Origin of the sequence: Variovorax sp. YR566, from assembly GCF_051992195.1 — a bacterium.
In the GTDB taxonomy this organism is placed as follows: domain Bacteria; phylum Pseudomonadota; class Gammaproteobacteria; order Burkholderiales; family Burkholderiaceae_C; genus Variovorax.
In genome coordinates this window covers 2,043,265-2,061,565 of the sequence record NZ_CP197092.1, presented here as the reverse complement: position 1 = coordinate 2,061,565, position 18,301 = coordinate 2,043,265, and the positions used below count along the sequence as shown (strand labels likewise).

The following is an 18,301-nucleotide window of genomic DNA, read 5'->3' as shown; positions in this document are numbered from 1 at the left end:
CTCCTGGACGGCTCCCATGACCCAAAACCAATTCGACAAGAAATCCGAAGCCTGGTCGGCCCTTTTCTCCGAACCGATGAGCGACCTGGTGAAGCGCTACACCTCCAGCGTCTTCTTCGACAAGCGCCTGTGGCAGGCCGACATCCAGGGCTCGCTGGCCCATGCCGGCATGCTGGCCGCACAGGGGATCATCGGCGTGCAGGACCACGCCGCCATTGAACGCGGGATGGCGCAGATTCGCGCCGAAATCGAATCCGGCGCCTTCGAGTGGAAGCTCGACCTCGAAGACGTGCACCTGAACATCGAGGCCCGCCTGACCCAGCTGGTCGGCGACGCCGGCAAGCGCCTGCACACCGGCCGCAGCCGCAACGACCAGGTCGCCACCGACGTGCGCCTGTGGCTGCGCGGCGAAATCGACCTGATCGGCGACCTGCTGGTCGAGCTGCAGAAGGCGCTGGTCGACATCGCCGAGAAGAACGTCGACGTGATCCTGCCGGGCTTCACCCACCTGCAGGTGGCGCAGCCGGTGAGCTTCGGCCACCACATGCTGGCGTATGTCGAGATGTTCAGCCGCGATGCGGAACGCATGGGCGAGGTGCGCAGGCGCGTCAACCGCCTGCCGCTGGGCGCCGCCGCGCTGGCCGGGACCAGCTACCCGCTCGACCGCGAGCTGGTCGCCAAGACGCTGGGCATGGACGGCGTGTGCCAGAACAGCCTGGACGCCGTGAGCGACCGCGACTTCGCGATCGAATTCACCGCTGCGGCCAGCCTGTGCATGGTGCACATCAGCCGCATGAGCGAAGAACTCATCCTGTGGATGAGCCAGAACTTCAGCTTCATCCAGATCGCCGACCGCTTCACCACGGGCTCGTCGATCATGCCGCAGAAGAAGAACCCCGACGTGCCCGAGCTGGCGCGCGGCAAGACCGGCCGCGTGGTCGGCCACCTGATGGCGCTCATCACGCTCATGAAGGGCCAGCCGCTGGCCTACAACAAGGACAACCAGGAAGACAAGGAGCCGCTGTTCGACACCGTCGACACGCTCAAGGACACCCTGCGCATCTTTGCAGAGATGATCGGCGGCATCACCGTGAAGCCCGAGGCCATGGAAATGGCCGCGCTGCGCGGCTATGCCACCGCCACCGACCTGGCCGACTACCTGGTGAAGAAGGGCCTGCCCTTCCGCGACGCGCACGAAACGGTGGCGCATGCCGTCAAGGCCGCCACCTCGCACAAGGTCGACTTGGCCGAGCTGCCGCTGGCCGTGCTGCAGCAGTTCAACCCGGGCATCGAGAAGGACGTGTACGACGTGCTGAGCCTGCGCGGCTCGCTGAACGCACGCAACATCCTGGGCGGCACCGCCCCGGCGCAGGTGAAGGCGCAAGTGGCGCGCCACCGCGCCCGCCTCGGCTGATCGCACCGGCGGCCACACCGTGTTCTACGCCATCCCGCTCGAGAACAAACCGAGCTGGCGCAACCCACCGTGGATGACGGTGCTGCTGATCCTCCTGAACATGCTCGTGTTCTGGGGGCCGCAGCGCAGTGAAGAGAACACGCGCGAGCGTGCCGCCAACTACTACACGAAGAGCGTGCTGCCCGAACTGGAGCTGCCGCCCTTCGTCGAATGGCTGGAAAAAACCGACCCCAAGCGCGGCAAGCTGGCCCGGCGCATGCTGCCGCACGAAGAGGCCTATGCGCAGTTGCTGGAAGGCCTGCAGAACGACAAGAAGTTCCTGGCAAAGCTGCGGGCCGACGAGGTCATCAAGCCCACGAACCCGCAGTACGGCGAATGGAAGCGCGACCGCCAGCAGTACGAGGCGATGCTGCCGGCGCCCTTCACCGAGCGCTGGTCGCAGGACTACAACAAGGACGCCGAGTTCAAGCCCTGGACCTGGATCACCGCCGCCTTCCTGCACGGCAGCACCGGCCACCTGCTGGGCAACATGCTGTTCCTCTTCCTGTTCGGCTTCTCGGTCGAGCTGGCGCTGGGGCGCGGCACCTACCTGACGTTCTATCTGCTGGGCGCCGTCGGCTCCTCCCTGCTGGCCGGCTGGGCCTATGCGGGCAAGGAGGGCTACGGGCTCGGCGCCTCGGGCGCCATCTCGGCGCTGATGGGCATGTACGCGGTGATGTACCGGCTGCGGCGTATCCGCTTCTTCTACCAGCTGTTCTTCTATTTCAACTACGTCACCGCACCGGCCTTGCTGCTGCTGCCGGCCTGGATCGTCAACGAGCTGATGCAGCACTGGCTGGGTGGCCAGGGCATCGCCTACATGGCCCACCTGGGTGGCCTGCTGACCGGCGCCGCGCTGATGACCGGCGCCATGCTGCTGGGCCGCGTGAAAACGCCCGAAACCGTCAAGTCGGAAATGACGAACGACGACGACCACTTCGATGCGCACGTGGCCGCCGCACGCCGGCTGGCCGCCGCAATGAAGTTCGAGCCCGCCTGCGCCGAGTGGCGCGCCGCCGCCGCCCTGCGCCCCAACGACGCCGACACCCTGCGCGCCTGGTTCAACACCGCGCGGCTGCAGCCCGCGAGCGACGACTTCCACCAGGCTGCGCGCCGCATCTTCCGCCTGCCCGGCACCGACCCCGAAACGATTGCGCTGCAACACGCCAGCTACAAGACCTACCTCGACCAGGCCAAGCCTGGCCCGCGCCTGAAGCCCGACGACATGGCCCGGCTCGCGCGCCGCTTCGCCCGCATCCGCGAGTTCGGCGATGCCGACATGCTGTGCCGCATCCTGCTGAAGACCGCGCCCGACCATCCGCAGCTGGCCGACACGCTCTCCGTGTGCGCCAACGGGCTGCTGCATGCCGGCGAACGCGAAAAGGCATTGGGCCTGTTGCCGCACCTGCTGCGGCTGGCGCCGAACGACATGGTGACGCGCGCCCTGCAGCGCGCCTGACAAGCGCCTGAGCGGGCGTCAGCCGCCCGGCATCGGCTCTTCGAAATTCGACAGCAGCCGCGCCCGGCCAGCCAGCACATGGCGTTCGGCGGCAGAGCGCGCACGCGCGCGGTTCGACGCCACGATCGCCTCGAAGATCGCGCGGTGCTCGATGTTCGAGCGGCGCATGTTGCCTGGCGCGTTGAAGTACTTGCGCCGCACCAGGTGCAGCTCCTTCACGTAGTCGTCGTAGGCCTGGTGGGCGCGACGGTTGTTCGATAGCGTGAGGATCAGCGCGTGGAACTGCAGGTTCAGCTCGTAGTAGAGCGTGCCGTCTTCCGCGTCGCAGGCGGCGTCCATTGCCGACAGCAGCGACTCGAACTGCTTCTTGTGCTCTTCGGTGAGGTGCTCGCAGGCGCGGTCGGCCGCGTAGCCGAACACCAGTGCGCGCATCTCGTAGATCTCCAGCATCTCGCGCAGCGAAAGCTGCCGCACGTACACGCCGCGGTTGGTTACCGCATTGACGATGCCCAGCCCCGCCAGCACCTTGATGGCCTCGCGGATCGGTCCGCGGCTGGTGCCCATGCGCAGTGCCAGCGCCGCCTCGTTGAGCCGCTCCCCCGGCTTGAACTCCCCGGTGTAGATCAACTGCTTGAGTTCATTGACGATGGCATCCGACAGTGCGGAACCACGGGTGCTGGAAGATGGCGGAGGCATGCGGCAATCCTAACTTCAGACCAACAGCGCTCCGCCCAGCCTCGCCCCGGCCGGCGGCTAGGGCCTGTTAACACAAACGAAGTCCGTCGGCGATCAGCGCGAAGCTGATGAAGCCGACGAACATCACGTCGAGTTTCTCGAAGCGAGAGAAGATGCGGCGATAGCCCTTCAGGCGCCGGAACAGTCGCTCCACCTCGTTGCGGCGTTTGTACATCTCACGGTCGTACTCCCAGGGCTGGAGCCGGGTCTTCAGCGGCGGCACGACGGGGATGAAGCCCAGATCGAGCGCGAGTTGCCGGGTCTCATTGCCTTCATAGGCGCGGTCCATGAGCAGATGTAGCGCTCGATCCGGCGCGCCCAGGCGGCTGAGCAGTGCGCGCCCTGCAGGCGCATCGTGCACTTGGCCCGGTGACAGCGAGAACGTTACGGCCGTTCGAGCATCCGCGGCAACCATATGAATCTTGGTGGTCCACCCGCCTCTGGATCTTCCGATCGACTGGGGGCCGTTTTTTTTAACGCCCCCGTGCCATCGGGATGCACCTTCACGATGGTGCTGTCCAGCGACACGGCCTCGATTCTGATACGCACGACTTGGGCTTGCTGAAGCTCTGCGAAGACGCGGTCCAGCACGCCGCTCTTGGACCAGCGGTTCATGCGCGTGTAGATGGTGTGCCAGTTGCCAAAGCGCTTGGGCAGGCCGCGCCACTTGCAGCCGTGCTCGGCGACATACAGGATTGCGTTCAACACACTCAGATTCGACAGGCTGACATTGCCCCGCTGAAGGGGCAGGCAGTGCTCGATCTGAGCGAACTGGGCTTGAGTGATCTCCATGCATGAAGTGTCTTGCATCCCTCATGGTTGGCTCAATTAGTGTTAACACGCCCTAGTCGACCTTGACGTTCGCGCTCTTCACCAGCTTCACCCAGAACTTGCCGTCCTCCGCCAGGAAGCTGCCGAACGCCTCGGGCGACGCGGAGACCGACACCTCGGTGCCGTCTCGCGCCAGCGAGGCCTTGACCGAAGGCTGCTGCATCGCGGTGACGGTCGCGTCGTAGACCTTCTTCACCACGGCCGGCGGCGTGCCGGCGGGCACGAACATGCCGTACCAGAACTCGAGGTGGTAGTCGGGCAGGCCCGCCTCCTTCATGCCCGGCAGCCCGGGCACCAGCGGCGAGCGCTCGCGCGTGCTGACGGCCAGCGCGAGCAGCTTGCCGCCGCTGGCCATGGGCAGCACCGAGGGCGAGGTGCCGAAGGTCAGCTGCGTGTCGCCCGCCATCACCGACTGGATCGCCAGGCTGCCGCCCCGGTAGGGAATGTGCGTCATCTCCGCGCCGGTGATCTGGCCGAACAGCGCCGCGCCCAGGTGCGGCGCCGAGCCGTTGCCAGAAGTCGAGTAGTTGAGCTTGCCCGGGTCCTTCTTCGCCGCCGCGACAAGGTCTGCCACCGAGCGGATGCCTGTCGCGGGGTTGACGGCCAGCACCAGCGGCGAGGTGGTGATCTTGGTAACGGGCGCGAGGTCGCGCGCCGAGTAGGCCAGCCTGGGGTTGAGCGCCGGGTTCACCGAGATGCTGCTCGGGCTTGCGATCAGCAGCGTGTAGCCGTCGGGCGGTGCCTTGGCCACGATTTCCGCGGCAATGCTCGAGCCGTTGCCGGGCTTGTTGTCGATCACCACCGGCTGACCGAGCGCCCTGGCGAAGGCATCGCCCATCGCGCGGGCCACGTAGTCGGCCGCGCCGCCCGGGGCGAAGCCGATCACGAGACGCACCGGCTTGCTCGGGTAGTCCGCCGGTTGCGCCCAGCCGGTACTCGCGAAGGCGCACAGCCCGAGGGTCATGACGAGGTTTCTGGTGTTCATGCGCTTGTCTCCTTCATTGTGTTTTTCGTCGCGCGCTTCGGGACGGATCGATCAGCCCGCGGGCGGCATTCGCAGCACGATCTTTCCGACATGGCCTCCGGCTTCCATCCGGTCCTTCGCTTCCTGCAGCCTGGCGAAGTCGAAGACGCGGTCGACGTGCGGCTTGATCCGCCCCGCGGCAATGTGCGGCAGCACGTCGGCCACGAAGGCGGGCAGCGCCGCTGCGCGCTGCGCCTTGCTGCGCAGCTTGTTGGACACGCCGAACACGGCCAGCCGCTTCGCATGCAGGGCCGCCAGGTCGAGCTCGGCCTTCACCACGCCGTCGACATAGCCCACGGTGGCGAGCCGGCCTTCGAAGGCCATCGCGCGGATGTTTTCGGCGAACACCGTGCCGCCGACGGTGTTGATGACGATGTCGGCGCCGTGGTCCTGCGTCACCTCCAGCACGGCGACCGCGAAGTCAGGTGTGCGCGTGCAGATCGCGACATCGAGCCCCAGGCTTTGCAGCAGCGCCAGCTTGTCGGCCGAGCCCGAGGTGCCGATCACCTTGGCGCCGAGCGCCTTGGCAAGTTGAAGCGAAGCCACGCCCACGCCGGAAGACACGCCGTTGATCAGCACCCAGTCGCCCGCGCGCAGTCGGCCTTGCAGCACGAGCATGTCGTACGACACCAGGAAGGTCAGCGCGACGCTGGCGGCCTCTTCCCACGACAGGCTGGCCGGCATGGCCATCGCCTCGATGTCTTCCATCAGCGCGTATTCGGCAAAAGCCCCTGCGCAGCGGCCCATCACCCGGTCGCCCGCGCGAAAGCGCGTGACCTCCGCACCCACGGCAACGACCTCGCCGGCCCCCTCCCCGCCGATCGCCTTCCAGCTCCCGGCCTGGCCGTGCAGGCCATGGCCCGACACGAACTCGCCGCGGTTGAGCGACGCGGCCCGCATGCGCACCAGCAGCTGGTTCGCTCCCGGCTGCGGCACGGCCGTGTCGCGTATTTCGAGGACCGTGGCCTCGTCGCTCATCTGCATCCAGTACGACTGCATGGTGTTTGTCTCCTTGCTTCTTCTCAGCGTCCGGTGAAGACCGGCTTGCGCTTCTGCATGAAGGCGGTGCGGCCTTCGGTGTAGTCGGCGCTTTCGAAGCAGCCGCGGATCAGCGAGTTGCACAGCGCCAGGTCAAGTTCCGGCGAGGGCTTGAGGATCTCGCGCGTGATCGCCTTGCCCGCCGCAATGGTGAGCGGCGCGTTCTCCGCCATCGCGCCGGTGTATTCGGCGAGCAGTTGCTCCAGCCCATCCGGCTCGCTCACGCGCGTTACCAGGCCCAGTGCCTTGGCTTCGGCTGCATCGATGCGGCGGGCCGTGAAGAACAGGTCTTTCGCCGCGCCGGGGCCGATCAGGTCGACCAGGTTCTTCATCGCGGAGTAGCGGTAGCCCAGGCCGAGGCGCGCCGCCGGAATGGCGAACACCGCGTCCTGCGCCGCGATGCGGATGTCGCAGCTGATCGCCACGTTCACGCCGCCGCCGATGCAGTAGCCGCGGATGCAGGCGAGCGTGGGCTTGGGAAAGTCGTGGATGCTCATCAGCGCGTCGTCGGCCATGGCCTCGTAGCGGGCCACGGCCTCGCGCGCCGCGCGCATGTCCTCGAACTGCGAGATGTCGGCGCCCGAGACGAAGGCCTTCTCGCCCGCGCCCGAGAAGACGACCAGGCGCACACGGTCGTCGTCCTGCGCCACGCGCAGCAGCTGCGGCACAGCCTCCCACATGTCGACCGACAGCGCGTTGTGCCGCGCGGGGTTGTTGAAGCGGATGTGCAGCGTGCTGGCGTCGAGCCAGGTCTGCACGCGTTCAGTGCTGGATGCGTAGGTGGGGTTGATCATGCTCTTCTCTTCAATAGACTCCGGTCGCCTTCATTCGGGCAAGCTCGTCCGGGCCGAGGCCCAGTTCGCCGAGGACTTCTTCCGTGTGTTCACCTCGCCGCGGCGCTGCGCGGGCGATGGTGCTGGGCGTGCGTTCGAGCTGCATCGGCTGGCCGACCAGCCGCTGCGGGCCGAGGCGCGCCGAGACCACGTCCTTGACCATGCCGAGGTGCCGGATCTGCGGCTCCTCGAACACTTCGCGCATGTCGCTGATGAGGCCGCAGGCCACGCCGCCGGCATTGAACTGCTCGATCCAGTGGCTGCGGTCCTGCGCGGCCAGCCGGTGGTTGATCTCGGCGTTGAGCGTGTCGCGGTTGACGGAGCGCGAGGCCTTGTCGTGATAGCGCGGGTCTTCGATCCATTCCGGCGCGCCGAGGATCTGGCAGAAGCGCTCCCAGATCTTGGAGCCGAACACGGCGATGTTGAGATAGCCGTCGCGCGCCTTGTAGACGCCGGTCGGAATGCTGGTCGGGTGGAAGTTGCCCGCCTGCGTGCCGACTTCGCCGTCGATCAGGTAGCGCGAGGTCTGGAAATCCATCATGTAGACCATCGCCTCCAGCAGCGAGGTGTGCAGCCACTGGCCGCGGCCCGATGCTTCGCGCTCCAGCAGCGCGACGAGGATGCCCTGCGCCGCGAAGATGCCCGCGCAAAGGTCGGCAATCGGGATGCCGACGCGCACCGGGCCGTCGCCCGGCAGGCCGGTCACCGACATCAGGCCGCCCATGCCCTGCGCGATCTGGTCGAAGCCCGGTCGCTTGGCAAGCGGACCGCTCTGGCCGAAGCCCGAGATGCTGGCGTAGACCAGGCCCGGGTTGTCGGCCGAGAGCGTTTCGTAGTCGATGCCCAGGCGGAACTTCACGTCGGGCCTGAAGTTCTCGACCACCACGTCGGCACTGGCGATCAGGCGCTTCAGGGTGGCGACGCCCTCTTCTTCCTTCAGGTTGAGCGTGATCGAGCGCTTGTTGCGGTGGGTGTACTGGTAGTCGGAGCCGTCCTGCCCGCCAAGCGTGTCGTCGCCGCGCATGTGCTCGGGCATCTGCACCTGGATCACGTCGGCGCCCCAGTCAGCGAGCTGCCTGCAGGCCGTGGGCCCGGCGCGCACCTGGGTCAGGTCGATGACGCGAAAGCGTTGCAGGGCGGAAGAGGCAGGCAGATGGGGCATGCGGGCTCGATGAACAAGGACCTTGAACGGGCCAGATTGTTTTCATCGACAACCCAAAGTGTCAACACTTTTATAGAAACAGTGGACATTAAAGGCGAAAATCGTATACGATATTTCGGCAAACAAAGGATCTCCGCATGCTGCCCTGGCTCGCCGAACAGGCCTCCGATCACCTCTCGACCGTGCGCGACACCCCGCTCGCAAAGCTGGTGCGAGACGACATGCTGGCGATGATCCTGCGGGGCGAATTGAAGACCGGCCAGCGCATCAACGAGCCCGACGTTGCCGCCCGGCTCGGCGTTTCGCGGGTGCCGGTGCGCGAGGCCCTGCGCGAACTAGAAAGCACCGGACTCGTGGTCGCGCGCAAGCACGCCGGCGTCTTCGTGCGCGAGCCGACCAGCGACGAAGTGCACGACCTCTACGAGATGCGCGGCCTGCTCGACGGCTTTGCCGGGCGCCGCGCGGCGCGGCTGGCCGAGCCGGAACGCATCGCGCTGGCCGATGTGCTCGACGCCTCCATCGCCGCCATGAACGCGGCCTTTGCCGCCCACGACGTGCAGCGCTACTACCGCGAGAACCTCGCCTTCCACTGGGCCATCGTCGAGGCGGCGGGCAACCACGCGCTGGCCCAGACCTACCGGACGATCGTGCAGAAGCTGCACCTGTCGCGCCTGAAGAACCTCTCGCAGGACATGGGCATGCGCGCGTCGATCGCCGAGCACACGCGCATTGCCCGCGCGCTGCGCAAGGGCGACATCGCCCGCTGCGAAGACCTCATGGCGCGCCACGTGAGCGACGCCTACGACCGCCTGCAGAGCCGTCGCCACTGAACGCGCGGCGCAGCCGCTCTTGCCCGAACAACTACCAGGAGACATTCATGCAACGCCGCGCCTTCACACTGGCCATTCCTACTTCCGCATTCCTCGGGATGCACGGTCTTGCGCGTGCGCAGGACTTTCCGAACAAGCCCATCCGCTACATCGTGCCGGTCGCGGCCGGCGGCGGCAGCGACATGGTGGGCCGCACCGTCACCGAACGCTGGGGCAAGCTGCTCAACCAGACCTTCATCGTCGACAACCAGGGTGGCGGAGGCGGCGTGATCGCCTCGCAGAACACGGCCCGCGCCCCGGCCGACGGCTACACGCTGATGCAGGGCTACGTCGCCACGCACGGCACCAGCCCCGCGACGCGCCAGGTGCCCTACGACCCCGTCAAGGACTTCACGCCGATCGGCATGATCGGCGGCACGCCCAACGTGCTTGTGGTCAACGCCGACCTGCCGGCCAAGGACTTCAGGCAGTTCGTCGAATACGCGAAGGCCAACGCGGGCAAGCTCAGCTATGGCTCGGCCGGTGCGGGCTCGCTGACGCACCTGACGATGGAGCTCTTCAAGCAGCAGACCGACCTGCAGATGACGCACGTGCCGTATCGCGGCGTGGCGCCAGCCTTCAACGACCTGATGGGTGGCCAGACGCAGGCCATGTTCCCCGGCCTGGCCGCGGCAATGCCGCACATCAAGTCGGGCCGCGTGCGTCCGCTGGCAGTGACCGGCAAGGCGCGCCACCCACAGATCAAGGACGTGCCCACGCTCGAGGAGCTGGGCTTGAAAGGCTTCGACGCGATGCAGTGGTACGGCGTGGTCGGTCCGGCCAACATACCGCTCGCGGTCGTGAAGCTGCTCAACGACACGCTCAACACCGTGCTCAAGGCGCCCGATCTCAGCGAGAAGCTGGCGATCGAGGCCGTCGAGCCCATGCCCATGAGCGCGCAGCAGTTCGGCGACTACATCCGCGCCGACGTCGCGCGATGGACCCAGCTCGCGCGCGACCGCAAGATCGAGCTCACGACCTGAAGCCCGCCACAGTTTTCCTTTTTTCCCTTCCCAGCTATCCACCAAAGGCTTTCACACACATGGCCCGCAATACCCAGGTCGCCGCAGACCACAACGCACCTCCCATCACCCGCATCCTTGCCGAGTACGTCGCGGGCCATGCCTCGCGCGGCTGGAGCGACGCGGTGGACCACGAGGCGCACCGCACCTTCCTCAACTGGCTGGGCTGCGCCGTGGGCGCCGCGCGGCACGAAGCCGTCGAGGCCGCATTGGCCGCCGTGCAGGTGCTGCAACCCGCACCGCAGGCCACCGTGCTCGGCCGCACGGAGAAAATCGACATCGCGAACGCGGCGCTGCTCAACGGCATCAGCTCGCACACCTTCGATTTCGACGACACGCACCTGAAGACCATCATCCACCCCGCCGGCCCGGTGGCCTCCGCCCTGCTGGCGCTGGCCGAGCACACCGGTGCGAGCGGCCGCGCGGTGCTCGATGCGCTGGTGCTGGGCATCGACGTTGCCTGCCGTCTGGGCAACACCGTCTACCCCGAGCACTACGACCGCGGCTGGCACATCACCGGCACCACGGGCATGTTCGGCGCCGCGGCGGGTTGCGCGCGCCTGCTCGGCCTGGATGCGGACCGCACGGCGATGGCGCTCGGCATCGCCGCATCGCAGCCGGTCGGCCTGCGCGAGCAGTTCGGCACCATGACCAAGCCCTTCCATCCAGGCGGCGCGGCGCGCGCCGGCCTGATGGCCGCGCTGATGGCCCGGCACGGCTACACCGCGAGCCCGAAGGCGATCGAGGCGCCGCGCGGCTGGGCGCAGGTGGTGTCGACCAGGTACGCATGGAACGAAGTCACCGACGGGCTCGGCGAGCGTTTCGAGATTTCATTCAACAGCTACAAGCCCTTTGCCTGCGGCATCGTGATCCACCCGAGCATCGACGCCTGCGTGCAGCTGCGCGAGCGCGGCATTGCACCGGAGCAGATCGAGCGCATCGAGCTCAAGGTGCACTCGCTGGTGCTCGAACTCACGGGCAAGAAGGAGCCGGCCGACGGGCTGCAAGGCAAGTTCAGCGTGTACCACGGGTGCGCGGCCGGCCTGCTGTTCGGCCGCGCGGCCGAGGAAGAGTTCGCCGACGACATCGTGACGCGGCCCGACGTGGTCGCCCTGCGTCGCAAGGTGGTGGCCACGGTGGACGACAGCATCGACGAAGCCAGCGCCGACGTGACCGCGGTGCTGACCGATGGCCGCCGCGAGCACGTGTTCATCGAACACGCGATTGGCTCGCTGCAACGCCCCATGAGCGACGCGGACCTGGAGCGCAAGTTCCATGGACTGTCTGACGGCATCCTGGGCGCGGAGCGCACGAGCGAGCTTCTTGCGGCCTGCTGGCCGCTGGGCACTGCCGCCGATGTGCGCAGCCTTGTGGCGCTGGCCCGGCCCTGATACGGAGAACGGAGGCACGCATGAAACCGTCCGACCTTTCCCGCGCCATCGACCGCCGCGCCTTCTGCGCCGCGGGCGGACTCCTGCTGACGGGCTGCGCCGGCACCAGGGCGGGCTCGCAAGCAGCCGCGGCGGCGGAACTCGGCGGCACCGGCAAGCTGCGCGCCGCCATCAACTTCGGCAACCCGATCCTCGCCAGCCGCGGCGCGGGCGGCGTGCCGAGCGGCGTCTCGGTGGACCTTGCGCGCGAGGCGGCGCGCCGCCTCGGCCTGGCCGTCGAGCTGGTGCAGTTCAACTCCGCCGGCAACGTGGTCGAAGCGGTCAAGGCACGGCAGGTCGACATGGCCTTTGTCGCCATCGACCCGGTGCGCGCGGCGGACATGGAATACACCGCGCCCTACGTGATCATCGAAGGCGCCTACCTGGTTCGCAACGGCTCGCCGCTGCAGCGCAACGCCGATGTCGACCGTACGGGAACCCGCGTCGTGGTGGGCCGCGGCAGCGCCTACGACCTGTTCCTCACGCGCGAGCTGAAGGCCGCCACGCTGGTGCGCGCGCCGACCTCGCCCGAGGTCACGAACCAGTTCCTGGCCCAGAACCTCGACGTGGCCGCCGGCGTGAAGCAGCAGTTGGAAGCGGATGCCACGCGAGTGGGCGGCGTGCGCCTGCTGCCGGACCGCTTCATGGTGATCGAGCAGGCCATGGGCGTGCCGAAGGGCCGGCTCGCTGCGCAGGCGTGGCTCAGCGATTTCATCGAGGAGATGAAGGCATCAGGCTTCGTTGCCGAGGCGCTGAAACGGCACGGCATCGAGGGCGCCGCCGTGGCGCCGCGCCGCGCCTCGTAATACCGCGCGCTAGGCCGCCGGAGTCGGCCGCAGCAACCAGCGCACTTCCTGCGTCTGCTCGCTGTCGGGGTAGCGCGACTCCATCGTGGTGAGGATGGGCTGCGCCATGTCGGCCCGGCCCAGCCCCTGCACCAGCGCGCGGGCGGCCAGCTCGTAGGCCTGCGGAATCGCCTCGTTGCCGCGAAAGCGCTTGTCGAAGCCCGACAGCAGTGCCAGCGTGGCGTGCGCATCGCCGTTGCGCCATTCGGCGCGCGCCATCGCGATCACCATGACGGCATCGTCGAGCGCGAAGGCCTTGTCCTTTTCCTTACAGACCTTGAAGACCTTGAGCGCCTCCGAGGCCAGATCGCGCCGCATCAGCAGCGGGATGAAGCGCCGCGCCTGATCGAGCATCGTGTCCTTCTTGTCGGGCATCAGCGCCAGCACGCGGTGGTAGCGGCGCTGCGCCGCGAGGTCGTCGGACGCGGCCGTGCGCTGGGCCTCGTAGGCCGAGCCCAATGCGGCCGCAAGGTCGCCCTCGGTGATCAGCTGCGCCACTTCTGCGTCCATGCGCTGCGCGGCGATCTGCTCGGGCGTGCGGCGGTCGACCGTGGCGCTGTCGCCCAGCTCGCTGCCCGGCACAGCGTCGAAGCCGAAGGCGTCGTGGTGCTGGAACATCACGTAGCCCAGCAGGCTCGCCATGACCCAGCCGAAGTAGATGAAGGCGAAGTTGATCACCGGCAGCGCGATGCGCCCGTCGAACATCGGCAGCAGCATCGACAGCGCCACCTGCGCGCCCGTGCTCAGCAGGAACAGGAAGAAGCACAGCAGCGCATACGGCCAGCCGATGATGCGCATCGCGTCCATCACGTTGCCGGGGTTCATCGCCTGGAAGAAGCTGGCCGACTGCACCAGCACGATCACCGCCGCCGGGAACGTGAACGACATGACGAACAGCCCCACCGTGCCGAGGATCGGCGCGTACCAGGCAAGCCAGCCGATGAGAAAGGCCTGCACCATCGTGATCGCGAACAGCTTCCACGGCAGGTAGGTCCAGTCGTCGCTGGACTCGCGGCCGAAGTCGGCTGAATCGCGGATGCCGCGCGCGCCCAGCGCAATGATCTTGAAGCCGTAGCGGCTGGCCGCCAGCATGATGCCGACCTCGATGACGAAGAGCGCCAGCGCGTCGGGCAGGAAGAAGATCGCGTCGAAGAACAGGCTGCAGAACGACAGCAGCAGCCCGTAGGCCAGCGGCCGCATCTGGAACGGAAAGGCGAAGAAGCTGTTCAGGCGGTGCCAGAACGGCGGTGGCGGCGGCGCCGCATCCTTGACGACGATCATGGCAACGACCCCCTGTTTTTATGGATTCGCTTACTTGCGGAAGAAATCGCTCTGGCTCATGGCGCCCCGGCCGCCCAGGCGCACCACGGTGGCCTCTTCGGCATGCACCAGGCGCATCTGGCCCAGCTCGCTCTCCAGACGCTGCGTGAAGCTGGTCTTGAGCTGAATGACCGACTCGCCCATCTGCAGCACGCTGGTGCCCTTGACGATGGCGCTCTTGCGGTTGGGCGCCACTTCGACGGAATCGATGTGGTAGTCGTAGTCGAGAGTGAGGATGCCGCCCATCTGGTCGCCGACGCGGCGCAGGATCTCGAAGGTCTTGTGCTGCGCCTCGCAGGCCTCGTCACGGTTGTGCGAGGTCTCTTCCGTGCGGCCCATCATGGTCGTCTTGCTGTCGATGACGGCCTTGCGGCTGAGCTGCTTGCACAGCTTGTCGGCGTCGCGGGCGGCAATGGCGCGCGCTTCCTTCTGGTAGTAGTCGCGCACCATCGGCTCGTCGAGCTTGCGACCGCCGATAAAGAAATACCACGCGCCCACGCAGAGCACGATCGCAATCGCAATTTGCTTCATTTCCCCGCTCGCGCGTGTGCGCGTCCCTCTAAATTTTGCGGGCAGTATACGTTGCCGAATGTTTCCTAAAGACTGCATTCGACCTGAAATCGGGCCTGCAGCATGAATCCGGCCACCCCGGCGCCCCGTATATCTGGCATGTGCATCGATGCCCCACAATCCGCGGATGCCAGCTCCCAGCCCCGACGCCGAACTGATGGCGCTGATCGACCGCATCGGCCATCGCGACGAAGCCGCCCTGCGCCAGCTCTACGACCGCACCTCGCCCAGGCTGATGGGCCTGGCGATGCGCGTCGTGCGGCAGCGCGAATGGGCCGAGGACGTGCTCCAGGAGGCCTTCCTGACTGTCTGGCGAGTCGCCGGCGACTATCGCGCCTCGCTCAGCCCGCCGCTGGCGTGGCTCGGGCTGATCGTGCGCAGCCGGGCGCTCGACCTGCTTCGCCGCCGCACCGCCGACCGCGCCCAGCTGACCCAGGAATTCGACGAGCTCATGGCCGACCAGCTCGAATCGGACGCGCCCAACCCGGCCGACACCGCCGATGCGAGCGAGCAGGCCTGGGCGCTGCACCAGTGCCTGAGCCAGCTAGAGGGCCGCCAGCGCGAGGTGGTCAGCCTGGCCTACCTGCGCGACATGAGCCACGGCGAGCTGGCCGAGCAACTGAAGCTGCCGCTCGGCACGGTCAAGACGTGGATCCGGCGCGGACTGGAAAAGCTGCGCGTCTGCATGGGGCGCTTTGCGTGAGAGCGACGATGAACAAGGCAGCCTCCCAATGAACCTCATCGCCCACCCCGAACTGCTCGAACTGCTGGCCGCGAGCCATGCGCTCGGCACGCTGCGCGGCGGCGCCCGACGCCGCTTCGAAGCCCTGGCCCGCGAACAGGCACCGGTGCGCGCCGCCGCGCTGGTCTGGCAAGGCCGGCTCGCGGGCATGACCGAACTGCAAACCTCGGTCGCGCCCGACCCGGCCGTGTGGACCCGCATCCGCAACATGATCGACGCCGAGCAGTCGGCGCTGGCCATCGAACGGCAACGCGATGCCGCCAATGCCAGGGCCGACAGCGAGCCGCGCCAAGGCGGCTGGCTCCGAAGCCTCGCGCTGTGGCGCGGCGCCACCGCCGCCGGCGCGCTGGCCACGGTGCTGGCCGTGGCGGTCGGCCTCAACCTGCGCGACCAGTTGCACAACGCCCCGGCGGTGCAGTACGTGGCCGTGCTGAGCGACGATAAGGACGCAGCCTCGATGCTCGTGACTTTCGACCCCAAGAAAAAGCAGCTGGTGCTTCAGCGCGTGGGCGGCTTCAATGAAGGCAACGACAAGTCGCTGCAGCTCTGGGCCCTGCCGCCGGGCGGCGCGCCGCGATCGCTGGGTGTGCTCGACAACGCCCCGGGCCTGCGCCTCGCGGCATCGGAGTCCGACGTGCATGCCGTGCCTGCGCTGGCCATCACGCTCGAAGCCAAGGGCGGCGTCCCGCCGGGCAGCGGGCCGAAAGGACCGGTCCTGTTCAAGGGCGCGCTCATCGAGAAAACCATCTAGGCGAGACCCGGCTGTCAACGGTCACGGCCACTGGAGCGTCGTGATGGAAAATCCGCCTACCGCTCGCTCCCAGCCCTTCTTCCGTTCTTCCGATGCATTCGATGAAAACCGCGCTGGCCGCGATCGCCCTGCTCGCCGCAGCGCTCACAGCGCACGCCCAGTCCAGCTTCTTCCCCCAGGAATCCGAGACGGCCGCTGCCGAGGCCGCGGCCGCGCGCGACTACCTGGCCGCAAAGGACCGCTGGCACAACGAGCTCGCGGCTTTTGCGCGCGCCGACCAGGAACGCTTTCCCGCGCCCGGCGGCGTGGTGTTCGTCGGCAGTTCCACGGTGCGCATGTGGACCCGCCTGCAGCAAGATTTCGCGCGCGTGCCCGGCGGCGTGATCAACCGCGGCTTCGGCGGCTCGACGCTGCAAGACTGCAGCCTCTTCGCGCGAGACCTCGTGGTGCGCTACAAGCCCCGGCAGGTGATGGTCTATGCGGGCGACAACGACCTGGCCGAGGGCCGCACGCCGCTGCAGGTGCTCGACAGCTTCGCGCGCTTTGCCAACGCAGTGCGCGCCGAGCTGCCGGATGCGCGCATCAGCTTCATTTCGGTCAAGCCCAGCCCCTCGCGCGAGCAGCTGATGCCGCAGATCCGCGAGACCAATCACGTGATCTCGGCCTACCTGAACCTGCTGCCCAACAGTGAGTTCATCGATATCTACACGCCGATGCTCGGCGCGGATGGCCGCCCGCGCATGGAGCTTTTCCGCGGCGACAGGCTGCACATGACGGACGAGGGCTACCGGCTCTGGCACTCGGTGATCGCGCCGCACCTGCCTGTTCCGCCCGCGCCGCCGACGGCCAGCCTGCCCTGAACCTGGGCGCTCAGGCCGGCGCGGGCTCCGACGGCACGTCGTCGGCCGGCGGCGGCACGTCCGCCCCACGCGTGAAACGCGCCACGAAGTACATCCCCGAGAACACCGCCAGCAGCAGCAAGCCGTCGCCCCACCATGGCCGTGCCGTCTGGCTGTCGCCGTAGAAGGCCAGCACCAGCAGCACCGCCACCAGGTGCGCGCAGAACACCGGCAGCGAGGCCGAGCCCATTGCCTCCAGCCAGCGTAGCCGCGGAATGCGCCGCATCAGCCAGGGCCCGAAGCGCACCGCCAGGATGCCCAGCGCCACCAGGTTCACCAGCCGCAGCGGCCCGAGCTGCCATTTGTCGAACAGCAGGTTCAGCTCCACGTCGCCGCCGAACGGCGCCTGCCCGTTGATGCCGGTGTGACGCCAGTAGACGCCGTACAGCGCGATGCCCGCCGCCAGCACCAGCAGCCACGCCGGAAAGCGCAGCGGCCGGGCTTCCGGCCCGTTGCGGGTAGCGCCGATGCACAGCCCCGCGAACCACAAAAACTGCCAGGCATAGGTGTTGAACGCGCCCATCTCGTGGAACGGCACCGGCACACCCAGGTAGCGCTCTGCCAGCCCGTACACCCATTCGCTGAGCCCGAACTGCGCCGCCGCCCACACGGTCGCGCTCGCCACCATCACCCAGGTCCAGCCATGGCGCATGGCGAAAGCCAGCACCCAGGGGCTCAAAAGCATGAAAAAGATGTACATCGGCAGGATGTCGAGCAGCGCCGGCTCGTAGATGAGCAGCAGCCCGAACAGGAAGCCCTCGCGCGGCTCCGCCAGGTAGTACGACACCAGGTTCTTCACGGCCGGCTGGTCGATGTGCAGCCCCACCGCCGCGATCACCGTGAACAGGAACAGCAGGATCGCCGCCTGGCACAGGTAGACCTTCAGCACGCGCCGCCAGAAGGCCTGGCGCATCGAATCGACCCCGCGCAGATAGCCGATGCGGCTGTACACCAGCCCGGCCACGAAGGCCGACAACAGCACGAAGCCCTCTGCCGCCGAAACGAACCCGAAAGGCTGGCCCAGCGGATCGGTCAGCCGGGTGGGAAGGTGGGTGACGGTCATCAGCACGAGCATCAGCCCGCGCAAGGCGTCTATTTCCCAGTAGCGTTTCATCGGTCGGCGGCGAGGTCTTGGTGGCGGTCCGCGCGGCGCACGCACGACAGCGGCTGATTGTAAGAAGGCCGGTGTAAAGACGTTCCGGGGTGCGCGCGAATGACACCGTCGTAGTGAGCGCAGCTCCGGACAGCGCCAACAGCCTATGACTGTTGGCACTGCCGAAGCGTCGCGCAAATCGGCTACGCTGCGCGCTGCCTCAAG

At 67.5% G+C, this 18,301-nt stretch carries 18 protein-coding genes; 9 read left to right on the top strand and 9 right to left on the bottom strand.

Translation table 11 applies throughout. From position 1 onward, the window contains the following. The first annotated feature begins 16 nt into the window (after positions 1-16). Positions 17-1,414: an argininosuccinate lyase gene (argH, locus tag ACTG4X_RS09545; RefSeq protein ID WP_093049331.1), complete on the top strand. Its 1,398-nt coding sequence runs from the start codon at positions 17-19 to the stop codon at positions 1,412-1,414. A 19-nt stretch (positions 1,415-1,433) separates the two neighbouring features. Further along, on the top strand, positions 1,434-2,912 hold the full coding sequence (locus ACTG4X_RS09540; RefSeq protein WP_440533681.1) for a rhomboid family intramembrane serine protease: 1,479 nt from the start codon (positions 1,434-1,436) through the stop codon (positions 2,910-2,912). 18 nt (positions 2,913-2,930) lie between these two features. On the opposite strand, the gene ACTG4X_RS09535 is transcribed toward ACTG4X_RS09540, so the two are convergent. The 6 genes from ACTG4X_RS09535 to ACTG4X_RS09510 all read right to left on the bottom strand — a co-directional run bounded on the left by ACTG4X_RS09535 (position 2,931) and on the right by ACTG4X_RS09510 (position 8,535). Continuing rightward, positions 2,931-3,608 carry a GntR family transcriptional regulator gene (locus tag ACTG4X_RS09535; protein WP_093075625.1) on the bottom strand — a complete coding sequence of 226 codons (678 nt, stop codon included), beginning with the start codon at positions 3,606-3,608 and terminating at the stop codon, positions 2,931-2,933. Positions 3,609-3,675: 67 nt separating this feature from the next. Further along, positions 3,676-4,439, bottom strand: a protein-coding gene (locus ACTG4X_RS09530; protein WP_097198224.1) for an IS5 family transposase whose coding sequence is annotated in 2 segments (ribosomal slippage) — positions 3,676-4,124 and positions 4,124-4,439 — 765 coding nt in all. Because the reading frame shifts where the segments join, the coding sequence is not laid out codon by codon here. Between the two features lie 52 nt (positions 4,440-4,491). After that, positions 4,492-5,463: a Bug family tripartite tricarboxylate transporter substrate binding protein gene (locus ACTG4X_RS09525; protein ID WP_440533680.1), complete on the bottom strand. Its 972-nt coding sequence runs from the start codon at positions 5,461-5,463 to the stop codon at positions 4,492-4,494. 51 nt (positions 5,464-5,514) lie between these two features. Then, a complete protein-coding gene (locus ACTG4X_RS09520) occupies positions 5,515-6,501 on the bottom strand; it encodes a zinc-binding dehydrogenase (protein ID WP_440533679.1) in 987 nt (328 codons plus the stop codon). Between the two features lie 23 nt (positions 6,502-6,524). Further along, a complete protein-coding gene (locus tag ACTG4X_RS09515) occupies positions 6,525-7,334 on the bottom strand; it encodes an enoyl-CoA hydratase (protein ID WP_097199821.1) in 810 nt (269 codons plus the stop codon). A gap of 10 nt (positions 7,335-7,344) precedes the next feature. Continuing rightward, entirely contained in the window at positions 7,345-8,535 is a 1,191-nt protein-coding gene (locus tag ACTG4X_RS09510; protein WP_093049311.1) for a CaiB/BaiF CoA transferase family protein, read from the bottom strand. Between the two features lie 137 nt (positions 8,536-8,672). Here ACTG4X_RS09510 and ACTG4X_RS09505 point away from each other — a divergent pair, with 137 nt between their 5' ends. From ACTG4X_RS09505 to ACTG4X_RS09490, 4 genes are read left to right on the top strand one after another with little or no spacing between them, the layout of a single operon-like run. Beyond that, on the top strand, positions 8,673-9,365 hold the full coding sequence (locus ACTG4X_RS09505) for a GntR family transcriptional regulator (protein WP_093075633.1): 693 nt from the start codon (positions 8,673-8,675) through the stop codon (positions 9,363-9,365). A 47-nt stretch (positions 9,366-9,412) separates the two neighbouring features. Further along, a complete protein-coding gene (locus ACTG4X_RS09500; RefSeq protein ID WP_097199822.1) occupies positions 9,413-10,387 on the top strand; it encodes a Bug family tripartite tricarboxylate transporter substrate binding protein in 975 nt (324 codons plus the stop codon). A gap of 59 nt (positions 10,388-10,446) precedes the next feature. Next, positions 10,447-11,817, top strand: coding sequence for an MmgE/PrpD family protein (locus ACTG4X_RS09495; RefSeq protein ID WP_097199823.1), 1,371 nt, complete (start codon positions 10,447-10,449; stop codon positions 11,815-11,817). A gap of 20 nt (positions 11,818-11,837) precedes the next feature. Further along, positions 11,838-12,662: an ABC transporter substrate-binding protein gene (locus tag ACTG4X_RS09490; protein ID WP_097199824.1), complete on the top strand. Its 825-nt coding sequence runs from the start codon at positions 11,838-11,840 to the stop codon at positions 12,660-12,662. 9 nt (positions 12,663-12,671) lie between these two features. On the opposite strand, the gene ACTG4X_RS09485 is transcribed toward ACTG4X_RS09490, so the two are convergent. Then, complete coding sequence (locus ACTG4X_RS09485; RefSeq protein ID WP_097199825.1) at positions 12,672-13,982, bottom strand: hypothetical protein; 1,311 nt, start codon at positions 13,980-13,982, stop codon at positions 12,672-12,674. Between the two features lie 30 nt (positions 13,983-14,012). Next, positions 14,013-14,552, bottom strand: coding sequence for a hypothetical protein (locus ACTG4X_RS09480; protein ID WP_093049294.1), 540 nt, complete (start codon positions 14,550-14,552; stop codon positions 14,013-14,015). A gap of 166 nt (positions 14,553-14,718) precedes the next feature. Between ACTG4X_RS09480 and ACTG4X_RS09475 the strand changes: the two genes are divergently transcribed. The 3 genes from ACTG4X_RS09475 to ACTG4X_RS09465 all read left to right on the top strand — a co-directional run bounded on the left by ACTG4X_RS09475 (position 14,719) and on the right by ACTG4X_RS09465 (position 16,944). Continuing rightward, complete coding sequence (locus ACTG4X_RS09475; protein ID WP_371127341.1) at positions 14,719-15,294, top strand: RNA polymerase sigma factor; 576 nt, start codon at positions 14,719-14,721, stop codon at positions 15,292-15,294. Positions 15,295-15,322: 28 nt separating this feature from the next. Then, entirely contained in the window at positions 15,323-16,084 is a 762-nt protein-coding gene (locus ACTG4X_RS09470; protein WP_097199826.1) for an anti-sigma factor, read from the top strand. A gap of 101 nt (positions 16,085-16,185) precedes the next feature. Continuing rightward, positions 16,186-16,944, top strand: a complete 759-nt coding sequence (locus ACTG4X_RS09465; RefSeq protein ID WP_093050382.1) for an SGNH/GDSL hydrolase family protein — start codon at positions 16,186-16,188, stop codon at positions 16,942-16,944. A 10-nt stretch (positions 16,945-16,954) separates the two neighbouring features. On the opposite strand, the gene opgC is transcribed toward ACTG4X_RS09465, so the two are convergent. Beyond that, positions 16,955-18,097: an OpgC domain-containing protein gene (gene opgC / locus ACTG4X_RS09460; protein ID WP_093049285.1), complete on the bottom strand. Its 1,143-nt coding sequence runs from the start codon at positions 18,095-18,097 to the stop codon at positions 16,955-16,957. Positions 18,098-18,301 lie beyond the last annotated feature (204 nt).

Bases quoted from the DNA above. Each gene is read 5' to 3' on its own strand.
- argH (WP_093049331.1), top strand. From the start codon at position 17: ATGACCCAAAACCAATTCGACAAGAAATCCGAAGCCTGGTCGGCCCTT.
- ACTG4X_RS09535 (WP_093075625.1), bottom strand. From the start codon at position 3,608: ATGCCTCCGCCATCTTCCAGCACCCGTGGTTCCGCACTGTCGGATGCC.
- ACTG4X_RS09525 (WP_440533680.1), bottom strand. From the start codon at position 5,463: ATGAACACCAGAAACCTCGTCATGACCCTCGGGCTGTGCGCCTTCGCG.
- ACTG4X_RS09520 (WP_440533679.1), bottom strand. From the start codon at position 6,501: ATGCAGTCGTACTGGATGCAGATGAGCGACGAGGCCACGGTCCTCGAA.
- ACTG4X_RS09515 (WP_097199821.1), bottom strand. From the start codon at position 7,334: ATGATCAACCCCACCTACGCATCCAGCACTGAACGCGTGCAGACCTGG.
- ACTG4X_RS09510 (WP_093049311.1), bottom strand. From the start codon at position 8,535: ATGCCCCATCTGCCTGCCTCTTCCGCCCTGCAACGCTTTCGCGTCATC.
- ACTG4X_RS09505 (WP_093075633.1), top strand. From the start codon at position 8,673: ATGCTGCCCTGGCTCGCCGAACAGGCCTCCGATCACCTCTCGACCGTG.
- ACTG4X_RS09500 (WP_097199822.1), top strand. From the start codon at position 9,413: ATGCAACGCCGCGCCTTCACACTGGCCATTCCTACTTCCGCATTCCTC.
- ACTG4X_RS09495 (WP_097199823.1), top strand. From the start codon at position 10,447: ATGGCCCGCAATACCCAGGTCGCCGCAGACCACAACGCACCTCCCATC.
- ACTG4X_RS09490 (WP_097199824.1), top strand. From the start codon at position 11,838: ATGAAACCGTCCGACCTTTCCCGCGCCATCGACCGCCGCGCCTTCTGC.
- ACTG4X_RS09485 (WP_097199825.1), bottom strand. From the start codon at position 13,982: ATGATCGTCGTCAAGGATGCGGCGCCGCCGCCACCGCCGTTCTGGCAC.
- ACTG4X_RS09480 (WP_093049294.1), bottom strand. From the start codon at position 14,552: ATGAAGCAAATTGCGATTGCGATCGTGCTCTGCGTGGGCGCGTGGTAT.
- ACTG4X_RS09475 (WP_371127341.1), top strand. From the start codon at position 14,719: ATGCCAGCTCCCAGCCCCGACGCCGAACTGATGGCGCTGATCGACCGC.
- ACTG4X_RS09470 (WP_097199826.1), top strand. From the start codon at position 15,323: ATGAACCTCATCGCCCACCCCGAACTGCTCGAACTGCTGGCCGCGAGC.
- ACTG4X_RS09465 (WP_093050382.1), top strand. From the start codon at position 16,186: ATGAAAACCGCGCTGGCCGCGATCGCCCTGCTCGCCGCAGCGCTCACA.
- opgC (WP_093049285.1), bottom strand. From the start codon at position 18,097: ATGAAACGCTACTGGGAAATAGACGCCTTGCGCGGGCTGATGCTCGTG.